The following is a 16,849-nucleotide window of genomic DNA, read 5'->3' as shown; positions in this document are numbered from 1 at the left end:
GCGGCCAGGACGCATAAGGCGCGGCTGATTTCCATAAAAGAGTGAGAGTTTGCAGCCATGGGCTACCGGATTGCCGTTGTCGGCGCCACGGGTAACGTGGGCCGCGAAATGCTGAACATCCTGGCGGAGCGCGCGTTTCCGGCCGATGAGGTCGCCGTGCTCGCCTCGTCCCGCTCGGTGGGCACCGAACTCGACTTCGGCGATAGCGGCCGCAAGCTGAAGTGCAAGAACCTTGAACATTTCGACTTCACCGGCTGGGACATGGCGCTGATGTCGGCGGGTTCCGAGGTCAGCAAGGTCTATGCGCCCAGGATCGCCGCGCAGGGCTGCACCGTGATCGACAACGCCAGCCTGTTCCGCATGGACCCGGATGTGCCGCTGATCGTGCCCGAGGTGAACCCGGAGGCGATCGACGGCTATGCGAAAAGAACATCATCGCCAACCCGAACTGCTCGACCGCCCAGATGGTGGTGGCACTGAAGCCCTTGCATGACATTGCGCGCATCAAGCGGGTGGTCGTCGCGACCTATCAGTCGGTCTCCGGTGCCGGCAAGGACGGGCTGGACGAGCTGTTCGAGCAGACCCGCGCCATCTTCGTCGGCGACCAGCGCGAACCGCGCAAGTTCAGCAAGCAGATCGCCTTCAACGTCATCCCGCACATCGACAGCTTCCTCGGTGCGGACAGCGGCTACGACGGCTTCACCAAGGAAGAGTGGAAGATGGCGGCCGAGACCAACAAGATTCTCGACCCCGACATCAAGGTCTCCGCCACCTGCGTGCGCGTGCCGGTGTTTGTCGGCCACCCGAGGCGATCCATATCGAGTTCGAGACGCCGATCACCGAAGCCAAGGGCGCCGCGCTGCGCGAGGCGCCGGGCGTGATGGTGGTCGACAAGCGCGAGGCCGGGGCTACGTGACCCCGGTTGAGGCTGTGGGTGAATATGCGACCTACGTCAGCCGCATCCGCTGCGACCCGACCGTCGAGCACGGGTTGGCGCTGTGGTGCGTCAGCGACAACCTGCGCAAGGGCGCAGCACTCAACGCTGTGCAGATCGCCGAACTGCTGGGCCGCCGGCACCTGAAAAGGCGGCCTGAGTCCGTTCGCCGATTCTCGGAACGGCTACGGTATATTGCACCGCTCCGGTGAAGAAGGGTATTTGCCTGTCGCCTCCACTTCGTCTAGAGCCTTTCCGACTGAGATTGAGGCGCTTGTGCTGAAGTGCCTCAATCGAAAGCGATAAGAAAGGCTCTCACGCTTTGTGTAGACCCTTCTTGTCCGTTTTGATTGCCCCACCAAAAGTGGTTCAATCAAAAGCGGGAAGGGTCTAGGGCACTGGAACGTCTTCTCACCGCGCCGGCCGCGGTTAAACTGCAGCGGTTGTTATGGGTTTGGTCGACGTCAGTGCGTATGATTACGGAGCGCCCTCAGGATCGCTCTGGGAGACGCTGACTCCAAAACTGCATCATGCCTACGCCCGCCTTGAAGGCGTGGAGGCCTGCGACGTCGTGGTGATCGGTGGCGGCCTGGTCGGGCTGTCTGCTGCCTGGCGGCTGAGCGAGGACTATGGGGCGAAGGTCGTGCTGATCGACGCCGCCGAGCCAGGCTGGGGTGCCAGCGGCCGCATGATGGGGCTTGCCGGCCCAAGCCCGCTGAGCGCCTATCGCCGCGCCGCCATCCTCGGGCCGGACCGGCTGCATCAGCTCGCCAGCGTCGACATCGAGGCCAAGGGGCTGGTCAACGTCGCATGCGAGGCGATCGACACGCCTGTAGACCGGCAGGACGCGGACCTGATCACCCTTGGCGTGGATACGAAAATCTGGTCGCCCATGGCGGCACTGGCGCTTGAGATCGCCCGCGCAGACGGCCCGCAGTACGAGCAACTGCCCGCGCAGACCAGCGGTGAACACACAGCCGACCATGCCGATCTGCCGCGGCTGATTATGCGGGACGCTACGCTGCTGTCGCCGTTGGCGCTTGCACGCGGCATGGCGGAAAAACTGATGGCGCGCGGGGTGCCGGTGTGCGCCAACACGCGCGTGCGCAGCCTCACGCCGCGCGGCCACCGCATCGAGGTGCATTACCGCGGCGGCAAGATCGAGACCGCGCATGTGCTGATCGCAACCAATGGCCAATCGCGCCATCGCAGCATTCCGGCCCTGCGCAGCCGGGTGATGCCCTGGCCGTTCATCGCCGTCGCCTCGCGGCCGATCAGCCCGCGCCTGCTCGCCGACCAGGGCATTACCCGCCCGACCGTGTTCCGTTTCGAAGACGGGGTGCTCGGTACCGTGACGGTGCGCTTCATGAGCGATTGCCGGCTGATCGCCTCGGTTGACGCTTCCGTGATGCGGGGGCGCATTCAGACCATGGCGCAGGTGAATAACTTCGGCGCCTGGCTCGCGGCGCGCTTCCCGCAATTGCCGATCCTGCCGCTACCGATCCACTGGCGCGGGCTTGGTGCCCGGGTCGGCGAAGGCCTGCCCTTCATCGGCCCGATTTCCGACGCGCCGAACATCTCCTACGCTGGCGGCACCGATTTCGAATCGGTCGGCATGGCGCTGTGGATGGGGCGTGCGGCCGCCATGGCGGTCGCCTACCCGCAACAGGCGCAGACACTGCCGTTCGTCGCTTCGGAGCCGATGGAGCCATACCGGTTCCTGCAGTTCAGCTTCCGTCGGCAGATGCGCACGCTGGATAAGCGTCTGGAGATGGCCGCCGTCTGATGACGCCGGGAACAGCCGCGCAGGGGCTTGATTCTAGCAGCGGAGGCGCAGAAGAAGACGAAAAATGGAGGCCATGATGTCCGCCCTTGCCCATCTGCTGAAAACTTCCCCGGCCGCGCAGACCCTTGCCGACAGCATCGTCGTACACCCGGAGATCGCGCAGGAGCCGCGTGCGACCCGCGCCGTGCTGGCGCAGGCGCTCAACATCCTGCTGTTCGCCGACCTTATGGACCGGGTCCCGACCGCGCGCGCCTATGTCGCGGATTGCCAGGCGGCGGGCCGCAAACTGGTGTTCGACCATGGCGCGCTGCGCACCGTGGCGCTGGAGGGCATGGGGCGCTTCCCGCCGGGGAGGCCGCCATCACCCGCGTGCTGCTGCCGCTTGGCTACCGGATGAACGAGGTCTACCCGCTTGACCGGCTGGGCATGACCGGGCGTTCCTACACCCATGCCGACTACCCGGAAGATCTGCCGCAGTTTTTCCTCAGCGAACTGCACCCCGAGCGGTTCTCGGACGGCTTTGCCGCCACCGTTGCCCGGGTGACCGCCAGTTCGCGTGACCCGCTCGACGCCAGCGCCAAGGCGCTGCTCGCCCGGCTGGCAACCGAGGGCGAACTGCCGCTGGAAGACGCGCAGGCGCTGCTGCCGGCGCTGGTCCGCTGCTTCGACCGCCAGCACGCTGACCCCACACTTGCCGACTATGAGCTGCTGCTCGCCGAGTCGGCGGAGATGGCCTGGATCGCCACGGAGGGCAACGCCTTCAACCACGCAACCGACCGGGTGCCCGATCTCTCGGCGCTGGTCGACGCCGAGAAGGCGATCGGCCGGCCGCTGAAAGAGACGGTCGAGGTCTCGCGCTCCGGCCGGGTGCTGCAGACTGCCTACCGCGCCGACCGGATCACGCGCCCATTCGTCGGCGCCGACGGCAAAACCATGGCGCGTGAGGTACCTGGATCGTTCTTCGAGTTCATCCAGCGGGCGAAATTGCCCGATGGCCGTCTCGACCTAGCGTTCGACGCCAGCAACGCCCAGGGCATCTTCAAGATGACGGCTGCCAGCGCCTGCTAGAGCCTTTCCGACTGAGATTGAGGTACTTTAATACAAATGCCTCAAGCGAAAGCGATAAGAAGGGCTCTAGAGTCTGATGACTTTAGGTTGAACCACACGTCATCGCGAGGCAGCAAAGCTGAGCCTGTCCCGGCGAAAGCCGGGATGGCGATCCATAGGGCAAAACAAAGAACTCTGGATTGCCGCGTCGCCTTGCGACTCCTCGCAATGACGATTCCACCCAAAGTCATCACGGTCTAGCGCGTGGCTCAACCTAAAGTCATCACGCTCTAAGCAGCGATCCGCTGCGGCTCTGCACGCCAGGCTGCAACCAGCGTCTCCCAGCGCGGTTTGACCTTGGCGAGCGCGGCCTCCTTCACCGGACCGAACCCGCGGATCGCATCCGGCAGCTCGGCAAGTTCGACCGCCGCCGCGATCCGCTCTGCTGTCAGCCGGCTGACCACATCGTCCAGCAGCGCCTCGTAGTCCGCGACCAGCAGGCGCTCGGCACGGCGTTCCTGCGTGCGGCCGAAGATATCAAACGCGGTGCCGCGCAGGCCCTTGAAGCCGGCCAGTATGCGGAACGCCGTGAACATCCAGCCGCCGAAGCGCTGCTTGTCCGGGCGGCCGGTTGCGGGATTGACCGGCGAAATCAGCGGTGGCGCGAGGTGTACGTCCAGTCCCTCGTAGCCGGAGAACTGCTGGGCCAGACTCTGCGCAAAACGGCCGTCGGTGTAGAGGCGCGCGACCTCATATTCGTCCTTGTAGGCCATCACCTTGTAAAGGTTGCGCGCGGCAGCGAACGCCAGCCGTTCGGAACCGGGGCTGACCCGCTGTTCGGCGCTGCGCACGGCGGCAACGCGCATGGCGTAACGCTGCGCATAGGCGGCGTTCTGGTATGCGGTCAGCTCGGCGACGCGGTTGGCGATCAGCGAGTCCAGAGTCTCGGCGGCTGGCCTCGGGCGGTACGCCGGGCATCAGCGCCTCGACCGCGGCGCGGTCGTGCGCCAGCAGGCGGCCAAGCGCAAACGCCTGCTTGTTGAACGGAATGGCGACGCCGTTCAGTTCGATCGCGCGCATCAGGCTGTCCAGTTGCAGCGGCACCAATCCATGCTGCCAGGCATAGCCGAGCAGCATCATGTTGGCGGCGATGGCGTCGCCCATGATGGCGCTCGCCATGCGTTCGGTCGGCAACACCCAGGTGCGGTTCGGATTGCAGGCCGCGCGCACCGCCTGCTCGACCCTGGCGTGCTGGAAGTCGAAATCGCGGTTCATCACGAAGTCGGCGACCGGAGCCTGGTTGCTGTTGACCACGGCTGCCGAACGCGCGGGGTTCAGCAGGTCCTGGGTTGCCGCCCCTGCCGCCACCACCGAGTCGCAGGCCAGCAGCAGGTCGACGCCGCCGGTGATGATGCGCGGCGAGCGCAGGTCGTCGTTGCTGCGCCCCAGCCGCACATGGCTGTAGACAGCGCCACCCTTCTGGGCGAGGCCGGCCATGTCGGCCGTGGTCGCGGCCTTCGACTCCAGGTGTGCGGCCATGCCCAGCAGCGCGGCGATGGTGACGACCCCGGTGCCGCCGATGCCGGTCACGAAGATGTTGTAGTCCTCGCGCAGGGCCGGCACTTCGGGCAGCGGCACCCTGGCGGCGAAATCGGTCGACTTGGGCAGCAACGGCTTGGCGATCTTCGCGCCCTTCAGGGTCACGAACGACGGGCAGAAGCCGTTGATGCAGGAGAAATCCTTGTTGCAGCTCGACTGGTTGATCCGGCGTTTGCGGCCGAAGGTTGTCTCCAGCGGCTCGACTGCGACACAGTTGGACTGCACCGAGCAATCGCCACAGCCCTCGCACACCAGCGGGTTGATGAACACGCGCTGGTCGGGGTCCGGCATCAGCTTTTCTTGCGGCGGCGGCGCTTCTCGGCGGCGCAGGTCTGATCGTAGATGATGGCGGTGACGCCGGGGACTTCGCGCAGCTCGCGCTGGACCTCGTCGAGCAGGCTGCGCTCCTCGATCCGGGTGCCGGCCGGCACGCCGATCGACTGCACGCGCGCTGGATCGTCGGTGACGACGACAATCGAGCCAACCCCTCGCCCTGAAGCTGGCACACGATCTGGTCAACGGTCAGCTGCCCTTCGACCGGCTGGCCGCCGGTCATGGCGACCGCATCATTGTAGAGAATCTTGTAGGTGGCGTTGACCTTGGCCGCGACCGCCTGGCGGATCGCCAGCAGGCCGGAGTGGAAATAGGTGCCATCGCCAAGGTTGACGAAGATGTGCTTCTCGTCCGTGAACGGGGCGCTGCCAACCCAGTTGCAGCCTTCGCCGCCCATCTGGGTGAAGGCGTCCGCGTTGCGATCCATCCACATCGACATGATATGGCAGCCGATGCCGGCGGCGGCGCGGGAGCCTTCCGGCACTTTGGTTGAAGTATTGTGCGGACAGCCGGCGCAGAAATAGGGTTTGCGCGCGACCGGCTTTGTAATCGCGGCGGCGTTGCTCGCGGCTGGCGAAATAGGCCAGGCGGTCGGTGATGCGGTCGCTGGAGAGGATGCGCGACAGGCGGCTGGCGATGACATGGGCGATCTCGCCCAAGGACAGCTCGTTGTCCGGCTGCAGCAACCAGGCACCGGTCTCGTCGTATTTGCCGACGACGCGCGGCCGCACCTGTTCGTTCCAGTTGTAGAGCTGCCACATGAGCTGGTGCTCGAGGAACTCGCGCTTCTCCTCGACGACCAGCACTTCCTCCAGGCCTTCGCAGAAATGGCGCACGCCTTCCGGCTCCAGCGGCCAGGGCATGCCGACCTTGTACAGCCGCAGGCCGATGTCGGCGGCGATCTTCTCGTCGATGCCAAGCTCACCCAGCGCTTCCATGACGTCAGCGAACGACTTGCCGCTGGTGATGATGCCGAAACGGGGCCTGGGTGAATCGAAGATCACACGGTCGATGCGGTTGGCCCGGGCGAAGGCGAGCGCCGCAAACCCCTTGTAACGCTGCAGGCGGGTATCCTCCTCGCGCCAGACGTCGCCGGGGCGGATGTGCAGGCCGCCCGGCGGCACCTCGAATTCGGGCAGGATGAAGCGACGCTGCTCGGATGCCAGATCGACCGTACCTGAGGTCTCGATGGTCTCCGAGACGACCTTGAGGCCGACCCAGCACCCGGAGAAGCGGGACATGGCGATGCCGAGCAGGCCATACTCGACGAATTCGTGCACGCTGGAGGGATAGAGGAACGGCACGAACGCCGCCTTGAAATTATGGTCCGACTGGTGCGGCAGGGTCGAGGACTTGGCACCGTGATCATCCCCGACCACCGCCAGCACGCCGCCATGCGGCATGGTGCCGGCGGCGTTGGCGTGCTTCAGCACATCCATCGAACGGTCGAGCCCGGGGCCCTTGCCGTACCAGAGGCCGAACACCCCGTCATAACGGCGCCGGGGTGCAGATTGGTCTGCTGCGAGCCCCAGACCGCCGTCATCGCCAGGTCTTCGTTGATGCCGGGCTGGAAGACGATGTCATGGCTGCCGAGCAGTTTGCCGGCTTTCCAGAGTTCCTGATCGTAATTGCCCAGCGGCGAGCCGCGATAACCGGAAATAAATCCCGCGGTATTGAGGCCAGCCGCCCGGTCCCGTCGTTTCTGCACCAGCGGCAGGCGCACCAGAGCCTGCAGGCCGCTCATGAACACGCGCCCCTCATCGAGGGTGTACTTGTCGTTCAAGGTGACCTTGAGCGGATCGAACGGCAACGTCATCAGCATCGCTCCCCGAATGAGCATGGCGGCCCATGGCTTCTGGGCACTTCTATGGTTGCCGATCAAGATTAGTCAGCAACACTGACCTTTATGCCTCAACAGATATGTTCAATCAAGCGCAATATATGGAATGCATACCGCATAAACCGTTCACGCGCGCCGATCCGTTTAACACCGGTAGCGCGCACATCCGTCGACGATCCGTTCCAAAGTCGCGGGCGATTGCATTGGCGTGCATTGACCGGAATTTCCCGCGCTGCGCATAGAGTGTAGGCTTAGTGCAATCCGGCCTCAAGCCGTTGCCGTTTGGACTTTCGATTTCACATACTAAACTGTGTTCCATGGCTTATCGCCGTGCGACTTCCGGGTGCCCATGCTGAAACACTTACCGCGATCACAGGCTGTGCGTATGCTCACGACCATTGCGGCCCTGGGTGCGCTTGCGGCGTGCAGCGGTGAGAAAGCCGATACGAAGCGCGGCGGCGAACGCCCGCCCGCGACGGTGACTGTCGCAACCGCTGAACCGCGCCAGTTCATCGACCGTATCGAGGCGGTCGGCACTGCCAATGCCCTGAGTCGGTGACGATCTCGGCGAACGTCACCGAGCGCATCCAGTCGCTGTCGATCCGCGATGGCGCGGCTGTCGCCAAGGGTCAGGTGCTGGCCGTGCTGGCGCAGGGGAGGAAGACGCAGAGCTTGCCGAGGGCCGCGCCCAACTGCGCGAAGCACAGGCGCAACTCGAGCGCCTGAAGCAACTGGCGGACAAAGGCTTTGCGACCCGCGCCCAGCTAGACCAGCAGATCGCGCTGCGCGACTCGGCGTCCGCATCGGTTGCACTCGCGCAGGCGCGCATCGCCGACCGGGTGATCCGTGCGCCGTTCAGCGGTGTCGTCGGCCTGCGGCAGGTGTCGGAGGGTCTGATCGTGCAGGCCGGCACACCGATCATCACCCTGAGCGACATTTCGCGCATCAAGCTGGATTTCACGGTGCCGGAAGTGTTCCTGAGCGGTCTGGCGCCCGGCCAGCCGATCGCAGCGCGCGCCGCCGCCTACCCCGGCGAGACCTTCACCGGCACGGTCGACAGCATCGATCCGCAGATTGACCCGGTGACCCGCGCCGTCTCCGTACGCGCCGTGCTGCCGAACGCGCAGAAGCGCCTGAAGCCCGGCATGCTGATGCTGACCACCCTGACCAGCAAGCCGCGCACGTCGCTGACCGTGCCGGAACAGGCGCTGTCGCCGCGGCTCGATCAGCAATTCGTTTATGTCTATGACCCGAAATCGGAAACTGTGCGCGAACGCACGGTGACGACCGGGACGCGCCAGCCAGGCTATGTCGAAATCCAGACCGGACTGACCGCAGGCGAGCAGGTCGTGGTCGAGGGTACGCTCAAGATCAGCGACGGGGACAAGGTGCGCGTCCTCTCGGGCAAATCGCAGATTGCCGAGGAGCCGGCACTCGCCAACACCACGTCCGCAACCGCCATACAGTAGCGAGGGCGCACGATGATCATCTCCGACGTCTCGGTTCGCCGCCCGGTCTTCGCCGCCGTCATCTCGATGCTGATCGTGGTGTTCGGGCTGCTGGCCTTTCGCGCCTGCCGGTGCGCCAATACCCGGACATCGATCCGCCGATCGTCTCTGTCGAGACCACCTACCCGCGCCGCCGCCTCGGTGATCGAGACGCGCATCACCCAGATCATCGAGGAGCGGATCAGCGGCATCGAGGGCGTGCGCTCGATTTCCTCGTCGAGTTCTGACGGCGTCTCCAACATCTCGGTCGAATTCTATCCGGGCCGGGACGTGAACGTCGCTGCCAACGACATCCGCGACCGGGTATCCGGAGTGCTCGACAACCTGCCGGAAGAAGCCGACCCGCCGGAAATTCAGAAGGTCGACGCCGACGCGCGGCCGATCATCTTCGTCAACGTCGCCAGCGACACCATGTCGCCGCTCGACCTGACCGACTATGCAGATCGCCTGCTCGCAGACAAGTTCAGCACCGTTGACGGCGTTGCCCGCGTCAGCATCAGCGGCGGCGGTCGGCCAGCCATGCGCGTATGGCTCAGCCGGTCCGCGCTCGCCGCCTACCAGTTGACCACCAGCGACATCGAGCAGGCTCTGCGGCGGCAGAATGTCGAGCTGCCGGCCGGGCGAATCCAGTCCACATCGCGCAATCTGACCATAAGGGTCGAGCGCCCGTACCAAAGCGCGGACCAGTTCCGGCAGTTGGTCGTGAAGCGTGGTGACGATGGCTACCTGGTGCGGCTGGGTGATGTCGCCAAGGTCGAGGTCGGGCCGGAAAATCCCTACACCATGTTCCGCGGCAATGGCGCCAACCAGATCAGCCTTGGCATCGTGCGTCAGTCCGGGGCGAACGAGCTGGACGTCGGCAACGCCGTGAACAAGCTGGTCGAGGAGCTGAACCCGACCCTGCCCAAGGGCATGTCCATGGTGGTGAGCTACGACCGCACCCGCTTCATCGACGCCGCCATCAATGCTGTCTACGAAACGCTGATCGTCGCCGCCGTGCTGGTGGTGCTGGTGATCTATCTGTTCCTGGGGTCGCTGCGCGCCACGCTCATCCCGGCGGTCACCGTGCCGATCTGCCTGCTTGGGTCGTTCATCATGCTCGCCTCGCTTGGCTTCAGCGTGAACCTGCTTACCCTACTCGCGCTGGTGCTGGCGATCGGTCTGGTCGTCGACGACGCCATCGTGGTGCTGGAGAACGTCCACTATCGCATCGAGGAAGGCGAGTCGCCGCTTGCCGCTGCGTTCACTGGCACACGCCAGGTCGGCTTCGCGGTGATTGCGACCACCCTGGTCGTGTGCGCCGTGTTCGTGCCGGTGATGTTCCTGACCGGCGACCTCGGCCTGCTGTTCCGCGAGCTGTCCTTCGCGGTGATCGGCGCATTGCTGGTGTCGGCGCTGGTCGCCCTGACCCTTACGCCTGCACTCTGCTCGAAGATCATGAAACCGCACGTCCAGGGCGAGAAACCGCGCGGCATGTCCGCCTGGGTGGATGCGCGACTCGCGGCGTTGACCCGGGTCTACGGGCGAACCCTGAGCAAGGTGATCGGCCGGGGCTACACGCTCGCCGGTGTGTCTGCCCTGGTGGTCGCAGGCTGCCTTGCTCTTGGCGGCGGCCTCAAGTCGGAACTCATTCCACCTGAAGACTCCGGCATCTTCTTCCTGAACGCGACTGCGCCGCAAGGTACCGGCTTCGAGCCGATGAAGCGGCAGATGATCGAAATCGAGCAGCGCCTGCTGAAGCACCAGCAGGAGGGCTTGCTCACGCGCCTGCTGGTGCGCGCTCCAGGGCGCTTCGGTGCCACCGAGGACTTCGGCAGCGGCACGGTGATCGGCATTCTGCCGCCGTGGGGCGAGCGCGACTTCACGACCGACGACGTGGTGAACAAGCTGCGGCCGGAACTTGCCGGGCTGCCGGGCGTACGGGCGTCTGCCTTCCAGCCCTCGGGGCTGGGCAGCTTCGGCGGCCAGGCGATCCAGTTCGTGATCGGTGGCGGCACCTACGCCGACCTCGCCAAGGCGCGCGACATCCTGATCCAGAAGGCGCGCGCCTACCCCGGCATCGCCAGCCTCGAGGCGGATTACGAGGAAACCAAGCCGCAACTGCTGTTGAACATCGACACGACGCGCGCCGGCGATCTCGGCGTCTCGGCGACCGACGTCGGCCAGACCCTGGAGACCATGATGGGCTCGCGCCGCGTCACCACCTACAACAAGGACGGCGAGGAATATCAGGTCATCCTGCAGGCGCGGGAAGAAGATCGGCTGACGCCCAGCGACCTGAACGGCGTCTATGTGCGCTCCTCGGCCAGCAATCAGTTGATCCCGCTCGCCAATCTGATCTCGCTCAAGGAAAGGCCGACGCGCCTGAACTCAACCGCTACAACCGGCTGCGTGCCATCACGCTCGAGGGCGATGTCGCCAACGGCTACAGCCTGGGCGATGCGCTGAACTTCCTGGAGACCGAGGCGCGCAAGATCCCCGAAGTGCAGGCGATAGACTACAAGGGCGACTCCGTGAATTCCGCAACGCCGGATCGCAGCTGCCCCTGATTTTCGGCCTGACCCTGATCGTCGTGTTCCTGGTGCTGGCCGGCCAGTTCGAGAGTTTCATCCACCCGGCGGTCATCATGCTCACGGTGCCGCTGGCGCTGGGCGGCGGCGTGCTCGGCCTGGTGATCATGGGCGTCAGCATCAATATCTACAGCCAGATCGGTATCATCATGCTGATCGGGCTCGCCGCCAAGAACGGTATCCTCATCGTCGAGTTCGCCAACCAGCTCCGCGACCAGGGCCTGAGCATTCAGGACGCTGCGGAACAGGCGGCCGAGCGGCGGTTGCGGCCAATTCTCATGACGTCGATCGCGACCATCGCCGGGGCCGTGCCGTTGATGGTGGCGCACGGCGCTGGCGCGGGGCACGGGTTGCAATCGGCACCGTGGTGGTGTGGGGTGTTTTGCTTTCGACCTTCCTCACCCTTTACCTGATCCCGGCAATCTACAATAAGCTGGCGCGATTCACGACTTCGCCGGAAGCCGTCGCCCGCCAGCTGAGGGAGCAGCTGAAGGCGGCGCGCCGCACGCGGCGGAGTAGCGTTTAGGGGCACATATGGCAGAACTCGCGTCCCGTGGGCAGTTGCGGGCGGCCTTGGTCCGCATGGCGATGATTTTGTGCCACTGGTCATGGCGCTGGGTTTTGTCCGCGCAACTCGCCGGCACCGGCCATGCCGGCTGGTACGACCTTCTGGCAAAGCCCGCTTTCACGCCGCCACCCGCCATGTTCGGCATCGCCTGGGCAGTGCTGTATGCCATGCTGGGCCTGGCGCTCGCGTTTGTCTGGCATGCGTTTGGCCACCCGCTGCGCACGACCGCCATTGTCGCGTTCTGCATCCAGCTGGCACTGAACCTTGCCTGGTCCCCGGTTTTCTTCGGCGCACGGCAGCTCTTTGGCGGCCTCGTGCTGATGATCGCGATCCTCATCGCGGCGGTGGTCGCAACCATCCTGTTCTTCAAGGTTCGGCGCACGGCAGGCTGGCTGATGGTGCCATATCTTGCATGGCTGGCCCTCGCCCTCTATCTCAATGCTGGCGTTTGGCGCTTGAACCCGGATGCCGGGCGCATCAATTCCAGCGGCGACGTCGAGATGTCGATCGGCGCGACCAAATAACGCCGTAGAAGGATGTACAGCATGCCCGGTGAAAACCGCTTCTTCGACGATTTCTCCCGACTGGCGACTGGTGCCGCCGGCGCCATGGCGGGTCTTGGGCGTGAGGTCGAGACCTTGATGCGCCAGCAGTTCGAGCGCTTCCTCGCCGGCGCCGATCTGGTGCGCCGCGACGAGTTCGATGCTGTGAAGGCCATGGCGGAACGGGCCCGCAGCGAATCAGAGCAGCTTGCATCACGCGTGGCGGAATTGGAGTCGCGGCTTGCCAGCGCCGGCCCGGCTGCGGCGAGGACGACGAAAACCGACGCCGCCGCGACGAGTGCCAAACCGGCGCCAAGCCGCGCAGCCGCACGAAGAAGGCAGAGTAACTGTCTGAATATATGATGTTTTCTTAAACTTTGGCTGGCAGCCCCGGCTGTTTTGAGGCGCGCGGACGCTCAAACCGATCCACAACAAATGTATGCCCCGCACATACCAGTTCTTGCGTACGCAGAACTGTAATGTGACTATGTTTAGTATGTACGGGCGCTAACAGAAGGAGACGCAGCGATGTCGACGCTGGACTTCGAAGATCCGTCCACCGAGGGCGCTGAGCCGCTCGATCTGTTCGAGCATTGCTGCCACGCTCGGGGCTGGGCGTTCGAGCGCGACGGCGACGAGGAACTGATGGTCGCAGCGCCCGGGTCCTGGGGTCCTACCAGGTGCGTATTCTCTGGCGCCCGGACGATGCCCTGATCCAACTGGTCGCCATGCTGGACGTCAAGGTGCCGGAAGCCCGCCGCGCGGCTGTCTATGAAACACTGGGCCTCATCAACGAGCGCCTCTGGATCGGCCACTTCGAGATGTGGGCGAGCGAAGGCGACCTGCTGTTTCGCCATGCCGTTCTGCTCGATCCGGACGCCCCGCCCTTGTCCCGCACCAGGCGTTCGAGTTGCTGGAAGTCATGGTCGACGAGTGCGAGCGCTATTACCCGGTCTTCCAGTTCGTGCTGTGGGCCGGCAAGCGGCCGACCGAGGCGCTTGAGCTCGCTGCTGGATACTGTCGGCGAGGCATGACGCCCGCGCCGCACATCCTGCTGGTCGGGTGCGGCAAAATGGGATCCGCGCTCGCCCGCGGGTGGATCGCGGCCGGCCACCCGCCGGACCTGCTGGATATCGTCTCGCCCTCCCCGCCAAGCGTGGCGGGTCGCCACTGGTCGGCGCTGCCGTCCGAAGGCCGCTATGACGCGCTGGTCGTGGCGGTCAAACCACAGAAAGTCAGCGAAGCGCTTACAGGGGCGGCACGCCTGTGTGGCACTGGAACGCTTGTGCTCTCGGTCGCCGCCGGCACGGCGATCGCACGCCTGGCGGCTTTGACCGGAGGGCAGGCCCCGGTGGTGCGCGCCATGCCCAATACCCCGTCGGCCATCGGCTGTGGCATCGCCGCGCTTACCGCTGCCGACTCGACGCCGCAGCCGATGCGTGCGCGTGCCGAGTTGCTGATGCGGGCGGTCGGCGAGACATTGTGGGTCGACACGGAAGACGCCCTGGACGCCGTGACCGCCGTTTCGGGGTCCGGGCCGGCTTATGTGTTCCACCTCATTGAGGCGCTGGCGCAGGCTGGCGTATCCGCCGGACTGTCCGCCGATCTGGCCATGCGGCTGGCCCGTCAGACCGTTATAGGATCCGCGAGGCTGGCCGAGGCCAGCGACCGCAGCGCCGCGGACCTGCGTGCGGACGTCACCAGCCCTGGCGGCACCACGGCGGCGGGCCTCGCCGTCCTGATGCCGGAGCTGCCGGAGCTGATGCGGCGAACCGTGGCGGCGGCGCAGGCGCGGGCGGCGCAATTGCGGGCTTTGGCTTGAAAGGGTTTGCGACCATGCAGGACGCTCTTCTGAACGCGGCGATGACAGTTCTGGCGCGCGATGGCTGGCGTGGAGCCACCCTGCGCGCCGTCGCCGAGGCCGCGCCATGCCCGCTGGCGGAGATCGTCAGCCGCTACGGCGACTTTTACGGCCTGCTGGATGCAATCAGCGAGCAGGCGACGCTCACCGCGCTGAAAGAGGCGGACGCCGCTGGCGGCAGCCAGGCGATCCGTGACCGGCTGTTCGAGGTGTTGATGGCGCGGCTTGATGCGCTGCAGGAGCATCGCCCCGGCATCAAGGCGCTGCTGCCGGAACAGGCGCGCGATCCCCTGCTCGCCGCCTGGTTTGCCGTGAAGGCACCACGGCAGATGGCGCGCATCGCCGCTGCCGCTGGCGTGCGAACCCATGGCCTGCGCGGCCTGCTGCGCGTACAGGGGCTGACGTTCCTGTATCTGCGGGTGGCACGCATCTGGCTGGACGATGAGACCGAGGACCTGGCGAAGACCCTCAAGGCGCTGGACCAGGCGCTGGCGCAGGCCGAGCGCTGGGCGCACCGGCTCGACAGGATGGCACCGCCGGCAAAGCCTGGGAAACGCCTGCCTGACGGTTCAGGCGACTTTCGACTGTCGGGCCTCGGTGAGCGGGGAGCGTCCATCAGCCCGTCGAGCACCGCCCAGAACCCGGCGACGGCCTGAGGCCCGGCGTTGGCGTAGGCTTTCGCCATCCGTGCCCGAATCACCTCGAACAACTGACGCTCGAGAGCTGCCCCCGCCTCCGTGAGGAACAGGCGGCGCTGGCGCCGATCCGTCACGCCGACCCGCTGCTCGACAAGGCCGCGCTCCTGCAGTTCGTTGAGCACGCGGTTGAGGCTCTGCTTGGTGATGCGCAGCACCCGCAGCAGGCAGGAGACGGTCAAACCCGGATCCTGGCGATGAAGTAGAGTGCCCGGCGGTGCGCATGGCCGAAACCATATTCAGCCAGCACGCTATCAGACGCCTGCGTGAAATCGCGGTAAGCGAAGAACAGCAGTTCCATACCACGACGAAGCTCGGGCTCGCGCAAGTACAGGGCAGTCATCGGAGAAGCGTCAACCATGTTGACGCATATCCCACCCTGTTAGGCGTGGCAAGCATTATTATTTCAAGATAATGCCAAACCTGCCTCTGTTTCAGACCATTCTGGCCTGAAATGCGACAATGGTCTCGATACTTTGGACTGAGCCCGAGCAGGCTCATGGGGAGACGGTTATGGACCGGCCTTATCACGATCGCGATGGCTATATCTGGTTCGACGGCGCGCTCGTGCCGCACCGGGACGCCAACGTCCATGTTCTCACCCATGCGCTGCATTATGCCTCCAGCGTCTTCGAGGGCCAGCGCGCCTATGCCGGCCAGGTGTTCAAACTGACCGAGCACAGCGAGCGGCTGGCGATGTCGGCGCGGATTCTCGGCATGGACCTGCCCTGGACCGTCTCGCAAATCGACGATGCCTGCCGGGAAACCCTGAAAGCCAATGCCCTGGCCGACTGTTACATGCGACCGGTGGTCTGGCGCGGTTCTGAGCAGATGGGTGTCGCTGCCCAGAAAACCAGGATCCATCTGGCGATCGCAGTCTGGCAGTGGCCGGCCTATTTCGGCGAGGACGCCAAGAAGAAGGGCCTGCGCCTGATGATCTCGCCCTGGCGGCGCCCTGCCCCTATACCGCCCCGACCAAAGCCAAGGCTGCCGGCCTCTACATGATCTGCACCATGGCCAAGCACGAAGCCGAAAACCGCGGCTTTAATGACGCGCTGATGATGGACTGGCGCGGCCAGGTGGCAGAAGCCACCGGTGCCAATATCTTCTTCATCCGCGACGGTGCGCTGCATACGCCGACGCCGGACTGCTTCCTCGATGGCATCACCCGGCGGACGGTCATGGATCTGGCGCGCCGCCGCGGCGTCACGATCCACGAACGCGCAATCTGGCCCGAGGAGATGGAAAGCTTCGAGCAGGCGTTCCTGACCGGTACGGCAGCGGAAGTGACGCCGCTGCGCGAGATCGGGCCGTACAACTTCGAGGTCGGCGCCCTCACGCTGCAATTGATGCAGGACTATCAGGACATCGTCGTCGGCAGGCTGCCGAACGCCTGACAATTAGACCCTTCCTTATCGCTTTCGCTTGAGGCACTTAGAGTGGTTTTCGATCTGATGGAATCAGATTGACCGCTCTATGCTTTTGTTTTGCCGCGATTTCTTAATCGTCAGATGATGCCATCTGACTGGAAACCGCTCTAACACAAGTGCCTCAATCTCAGTCGGA

The 16,849-nt window shown here is 65.0% G+C and carries 20 protein-coding genes and 3 pseudogenes; 17 read left to right on the top strand and 6 right to left on the bottom strand.

The annotated features are described in order from the left end of the window. Positions 1 to 57: 57 nt before the first annotated feature. The 4 genes and pseudogenes from E6W36_RS14190 (at position 58) to E6W36_RS14180 (ending at position 3,788) form a co-directional block, all read left to right on the top strand. Positions 58 to 1,146 (top strand): annotated as a pseudogene (locus E6W36_RS14190) (aspartate-semialdehyde dehydrogenase). Between the two features lie 236 nt (positions 1,147 to 1,382). Then, positions 1,383 to 2,720, top strand: coding sequence for an NAD(P)/FAD-dependent oxidoreductase (locus E6W36_RS14185; protein WP_222873001.1), 1,338 nt, complete (start codon positions 1,383 to 1,385; stop codon positions 2,718 to 2,720). 73 nt (positions 2,721 to 2,793) lie between these two features. Beyond that, a complete protein-coding gene (locus E6W36_RS19480) occupies positions 2,794 to 3,117 on the top strand; it encodes a VOC family protein (protein WP_246047765.1) in 324 nt (107 codons plus the stop codon). Next, a complete protein-coding gene (locus tag E6W36_RS14180) occupies positions 3,090 to 3,788 on the top strand; it encodes a 2-oxoadipate dioxygenase/decarboxylase family protein (RefSeq protein WP_246047764.1) in 699 nt (232 codons plus the stop codon). Before E6W36_RS19480 ends, E6W36_RS14180 begins: the two co-directional genes overlap by 28 nt. Positions 3,789 to 4,057: 269 nt before the next feature. Here the strand turns inward: E6W36_RS14180 and E6W36_RS19475 are convergent, their stop codons facing one another. From E6W36_RS19475 to E6W36_RS19455, 5 genes and pseudogenes are all read right to left on the bottom strand, one after another. Next, complete coding sequence (locus E6W36_RS19475) at positions 4,058 to 4,675, bottom strand: DUF6537 domain-containing protein (protein ID WP_342776892.1); 618 nt, start codon at positions 4,673 to 4,675, stop codon at positions 4,058 to 4,060. A 166-nt stretch (positions 4,676 to 4,841) separates the two neighbouring features. Next, positions 4,842 to 5,306 (bottom strand): annotated as a pseudogene (locus tag E6W36_RS22310) (2-oxoacid:acceptor oxidoreductase family protein); the annotation flags it as partial. 350 nt (positions 5,307 to 5,656) lie between these two features. Further along, positions 5,657 to 5,872 carry a hypothetical protein gene (locus E6W36_RS19465; protein ID WP_246047755.1) on the bottom strand — a complete coding sequence of 72 codons (216 nt, stop codon included), beginning with the start codon at positions 5,870 to 5,872 and terminating at the stop codon, positions 5,657 to 5,659. A 60-nt stretch (positions 5,873 to 5,932) separates the two neighbouring features. After that, complete coding sequence (locus E6W36_RS19460) at positions 5,933 to 7,183, bottom strand: hypothetical protein (protein ID WP_246047754.1); 1,251 nt, start codon at positions 7,181 to 7,183, stop codon at positions 5,933 to 5,935. Next, positions 7,126 to 7,539, bottom strand: a complete 414-nt coding sequence (locus E6W36_RS19455) for a hypothetical protein (protein WP_246047753.1) — start codon at positions 7,537 to 7,539, stop codon at positions 7,126 to 7,128. The genes E6W36_RS19460 and E6W36_RS19455 overlap by 58 nt, the downstream gene beginning before the upstream one ends. 385 nt (positions 7,540 to 7,924) lie before the next feature. Here E6W36_RS19455 and E6W36_RS19450 point away from each other — a divergent pair, with 385 nt between their 5' ends. The 11 genes and pseudogenes from E6W36_RS19450 (at position 7,925) to E6W36_RS19440 (ending at position 15,244) form a co-directional block, all read left to right on the top strand. Next, a complete protein-coding gene (locus E6W36_RS19450; RefSeq protein ID WP_246047752.1) occupies positions 7,925 to 8,098 on the top strand; it encodes a hypothetical protein in 174 nt (57 codons plus the stop codon). Continuing rightward, complete coding sequence (locus tag E6W36_RS19445) at positions 8,095 to 8,265, top strand: biotin/lipoyl-binding protein (protein ID WP_246047749.1); 171 nt, start codon at positions 8,095 to 8,097, stop codon at positions 8,263 to 8,265. Before E6W36_RS19450 ends, E6W36_RS19445 begins: the two co-directional genes overlap by 4 nt. Next, positions 8,232 to 9,008: an efflux RND transporter periplasmic adaptor subunit gene (locus E6W36_RS14170; RefSeq protein ID WP_246048352.1), complete on the top strand. Its 777-nt coding sequence runs from the start codon at positions 8,232 to 8,234 to the stop codon at positions 9,006 to 9,008. Before E6W36_RS19445 ends, E6W36_RS14170 begins: the two co-directional genes overlap by 34 nt. A gap of 12 nt (positions 9,009 to 9,020) precedes the next feature. Then, positions 9,021 to 11,495, top strand: a complete 2,475-nt coding sequence (locus tag E6W36_RS14165; protein WP_281277349.1) for an efflux RND transporter permease subunit — start codon at positions 9,021 to 9,023, stop codon at positions 11,493 to 11,495. A gap of 88 nt (positions 11,496 to 11,583) precedes the next feature. Further along, a pseudogene (locus tag E6W36_RS20970) lies at positions 11,584 to 12,030 on the top strand (efflux RND transporter permease subunit); the annotation flags it as partial. A gap of 169 nt (positions 12,031 to 12,199) precedes the next feature. Next, entirely contained in the window at positions 12,200 to 12,709 is a 510-nt protein-coding gene (locus tag E6W36_RS14160) for a TspO/MBR family protein (protein WP_222873000.1), read from the top strand. 21 nt (positions 12,710 to 12,730) lie between these two features. Beyond that, positions 12,731 to 13,090, top strand: coding sequence for an accessory factor UbiK family protein (locus E6W36_RS14155; protein WP_222872999.1), 360 nt, complete (start codon positions 12,731 to 12,733; stop codon positions 13,088 to 13,090). Between the two features lie 165 nt (positions 13,091 to 13,255). After that, positions 13,256 to 13,441 (top strand): type III secretion system chaperone family protein, encoded by a 186-nt coding sequence (locus E6W36_RS22305; protein WP_342776686.1) that lies wholly within the window; start codon positions 13,256 to 13,258, stop codon positions 13,439 to 13,441. After that, entirely contained in the window at positions 13,408 to 13,761 is a 354-nt protein-coding gene (locus E6W36_RS14150) for a YbjN domain-containing protein (protein WP_342776685.1), read from the top strand. The genes E6W36_RS22305 and E6W36_RS14150 overlap by 34 nt, the downstream gene beginning before the upstream one ends. Beyond that, complete coding sequence (gene proC, locus E6W36_RS14145; RefSeq protein ID WP_342776684.1) at positions 13,650 to 14,549, top strand: pyrroline-5-carboxylate reductase; 900 nt, start codon at positions 13,650 to 13,652, stop codon at positions 14,547 to 14,549. The genes E6W36_RS14150 and proC overlap by 112 nt, the downstream gene beginning before the upstream one ends. A 14-nt stretch (positions 14,550 to 14,563) precedes the next feature. Then, positions 14,564 to 15,244: a hypothetical protein gene (locus E6W36_RS19440; RefSeq protein WP_246048421.1), complete on the top strand. Its 681-nt coding sequence runs from the start codon at positions 14,564 to 14,566 to the stop codon at positions 15,242 to 15,244. 217 nt (positions 15,245 to 15,461) lie between these two features. Here the strand turns inward: E6W36_RS19440 and E6W36_RS23660 are convergent, their stop codons facing one another. Beyond that, on the bottom strand, positions 15,462 to 15,626 hold the full coding sequence (locus E6W36_RS23660) for a hypothetical protein (RefSeq protein WP_425459644.1): 165 nt from the start codon (positions 15,624 to 15,626) through the stop codon (positions 15,462 to 15,464). 170 nt (positions 15,627 to 15,796) lie between these two features. On the opposite strand from E6W36_RS23660, the gene E6W36_RS24005 reads away from it, so the two are divergent. Both E6W36_RS24005 and E6W36_RS24000 read left to right on the top strand, forming a co-directional pair. Continuing rightward, complete coding sequence (locus E6W36_RS24005) at positions 15,797 to 16,288, top strand: aminotransferase class IV (RefSeq protein ID WP_281277348.1); 492 nt, start codon at positions 15,797 to 15,799, stop codon at positions 16,286 to 16,288. Further along, positions 16,285 to 16,680 carry an aminotransferase class IV gene (locus tag E6W36_RS24000; RefSeq protein ID WP_281277347.1) on the top strand — a complete coding sequence of 132 codons (396 nt, stop codon included), beginning with the start codon at positions 16,285 to 16,287 and terminating at the stop codon, positions 16,678 to 16,680. Before E6W36_RS24005 ends, E6W36_RS24000 begins: the two co-directional genes overlap by 4 nt. The last annotated feature ends 169 nt before the right edge of the window (positions 16,681 to 16,849 follow it).

Origin of the sequence: Hankyongella ginsenosidimutans (assembly GCF_005144965.1) — a bacterium.
Lineage (GTDB): Bacteria > Pseudomonadota > Alphaproteobacteria > Sphingomonadales > Sphingomonadaceae > Hankyongella > Hankyongella ginsenosidimutans.
This window is presented reverse-complemented; position numbering and strand designations above follow the sequence as displayed.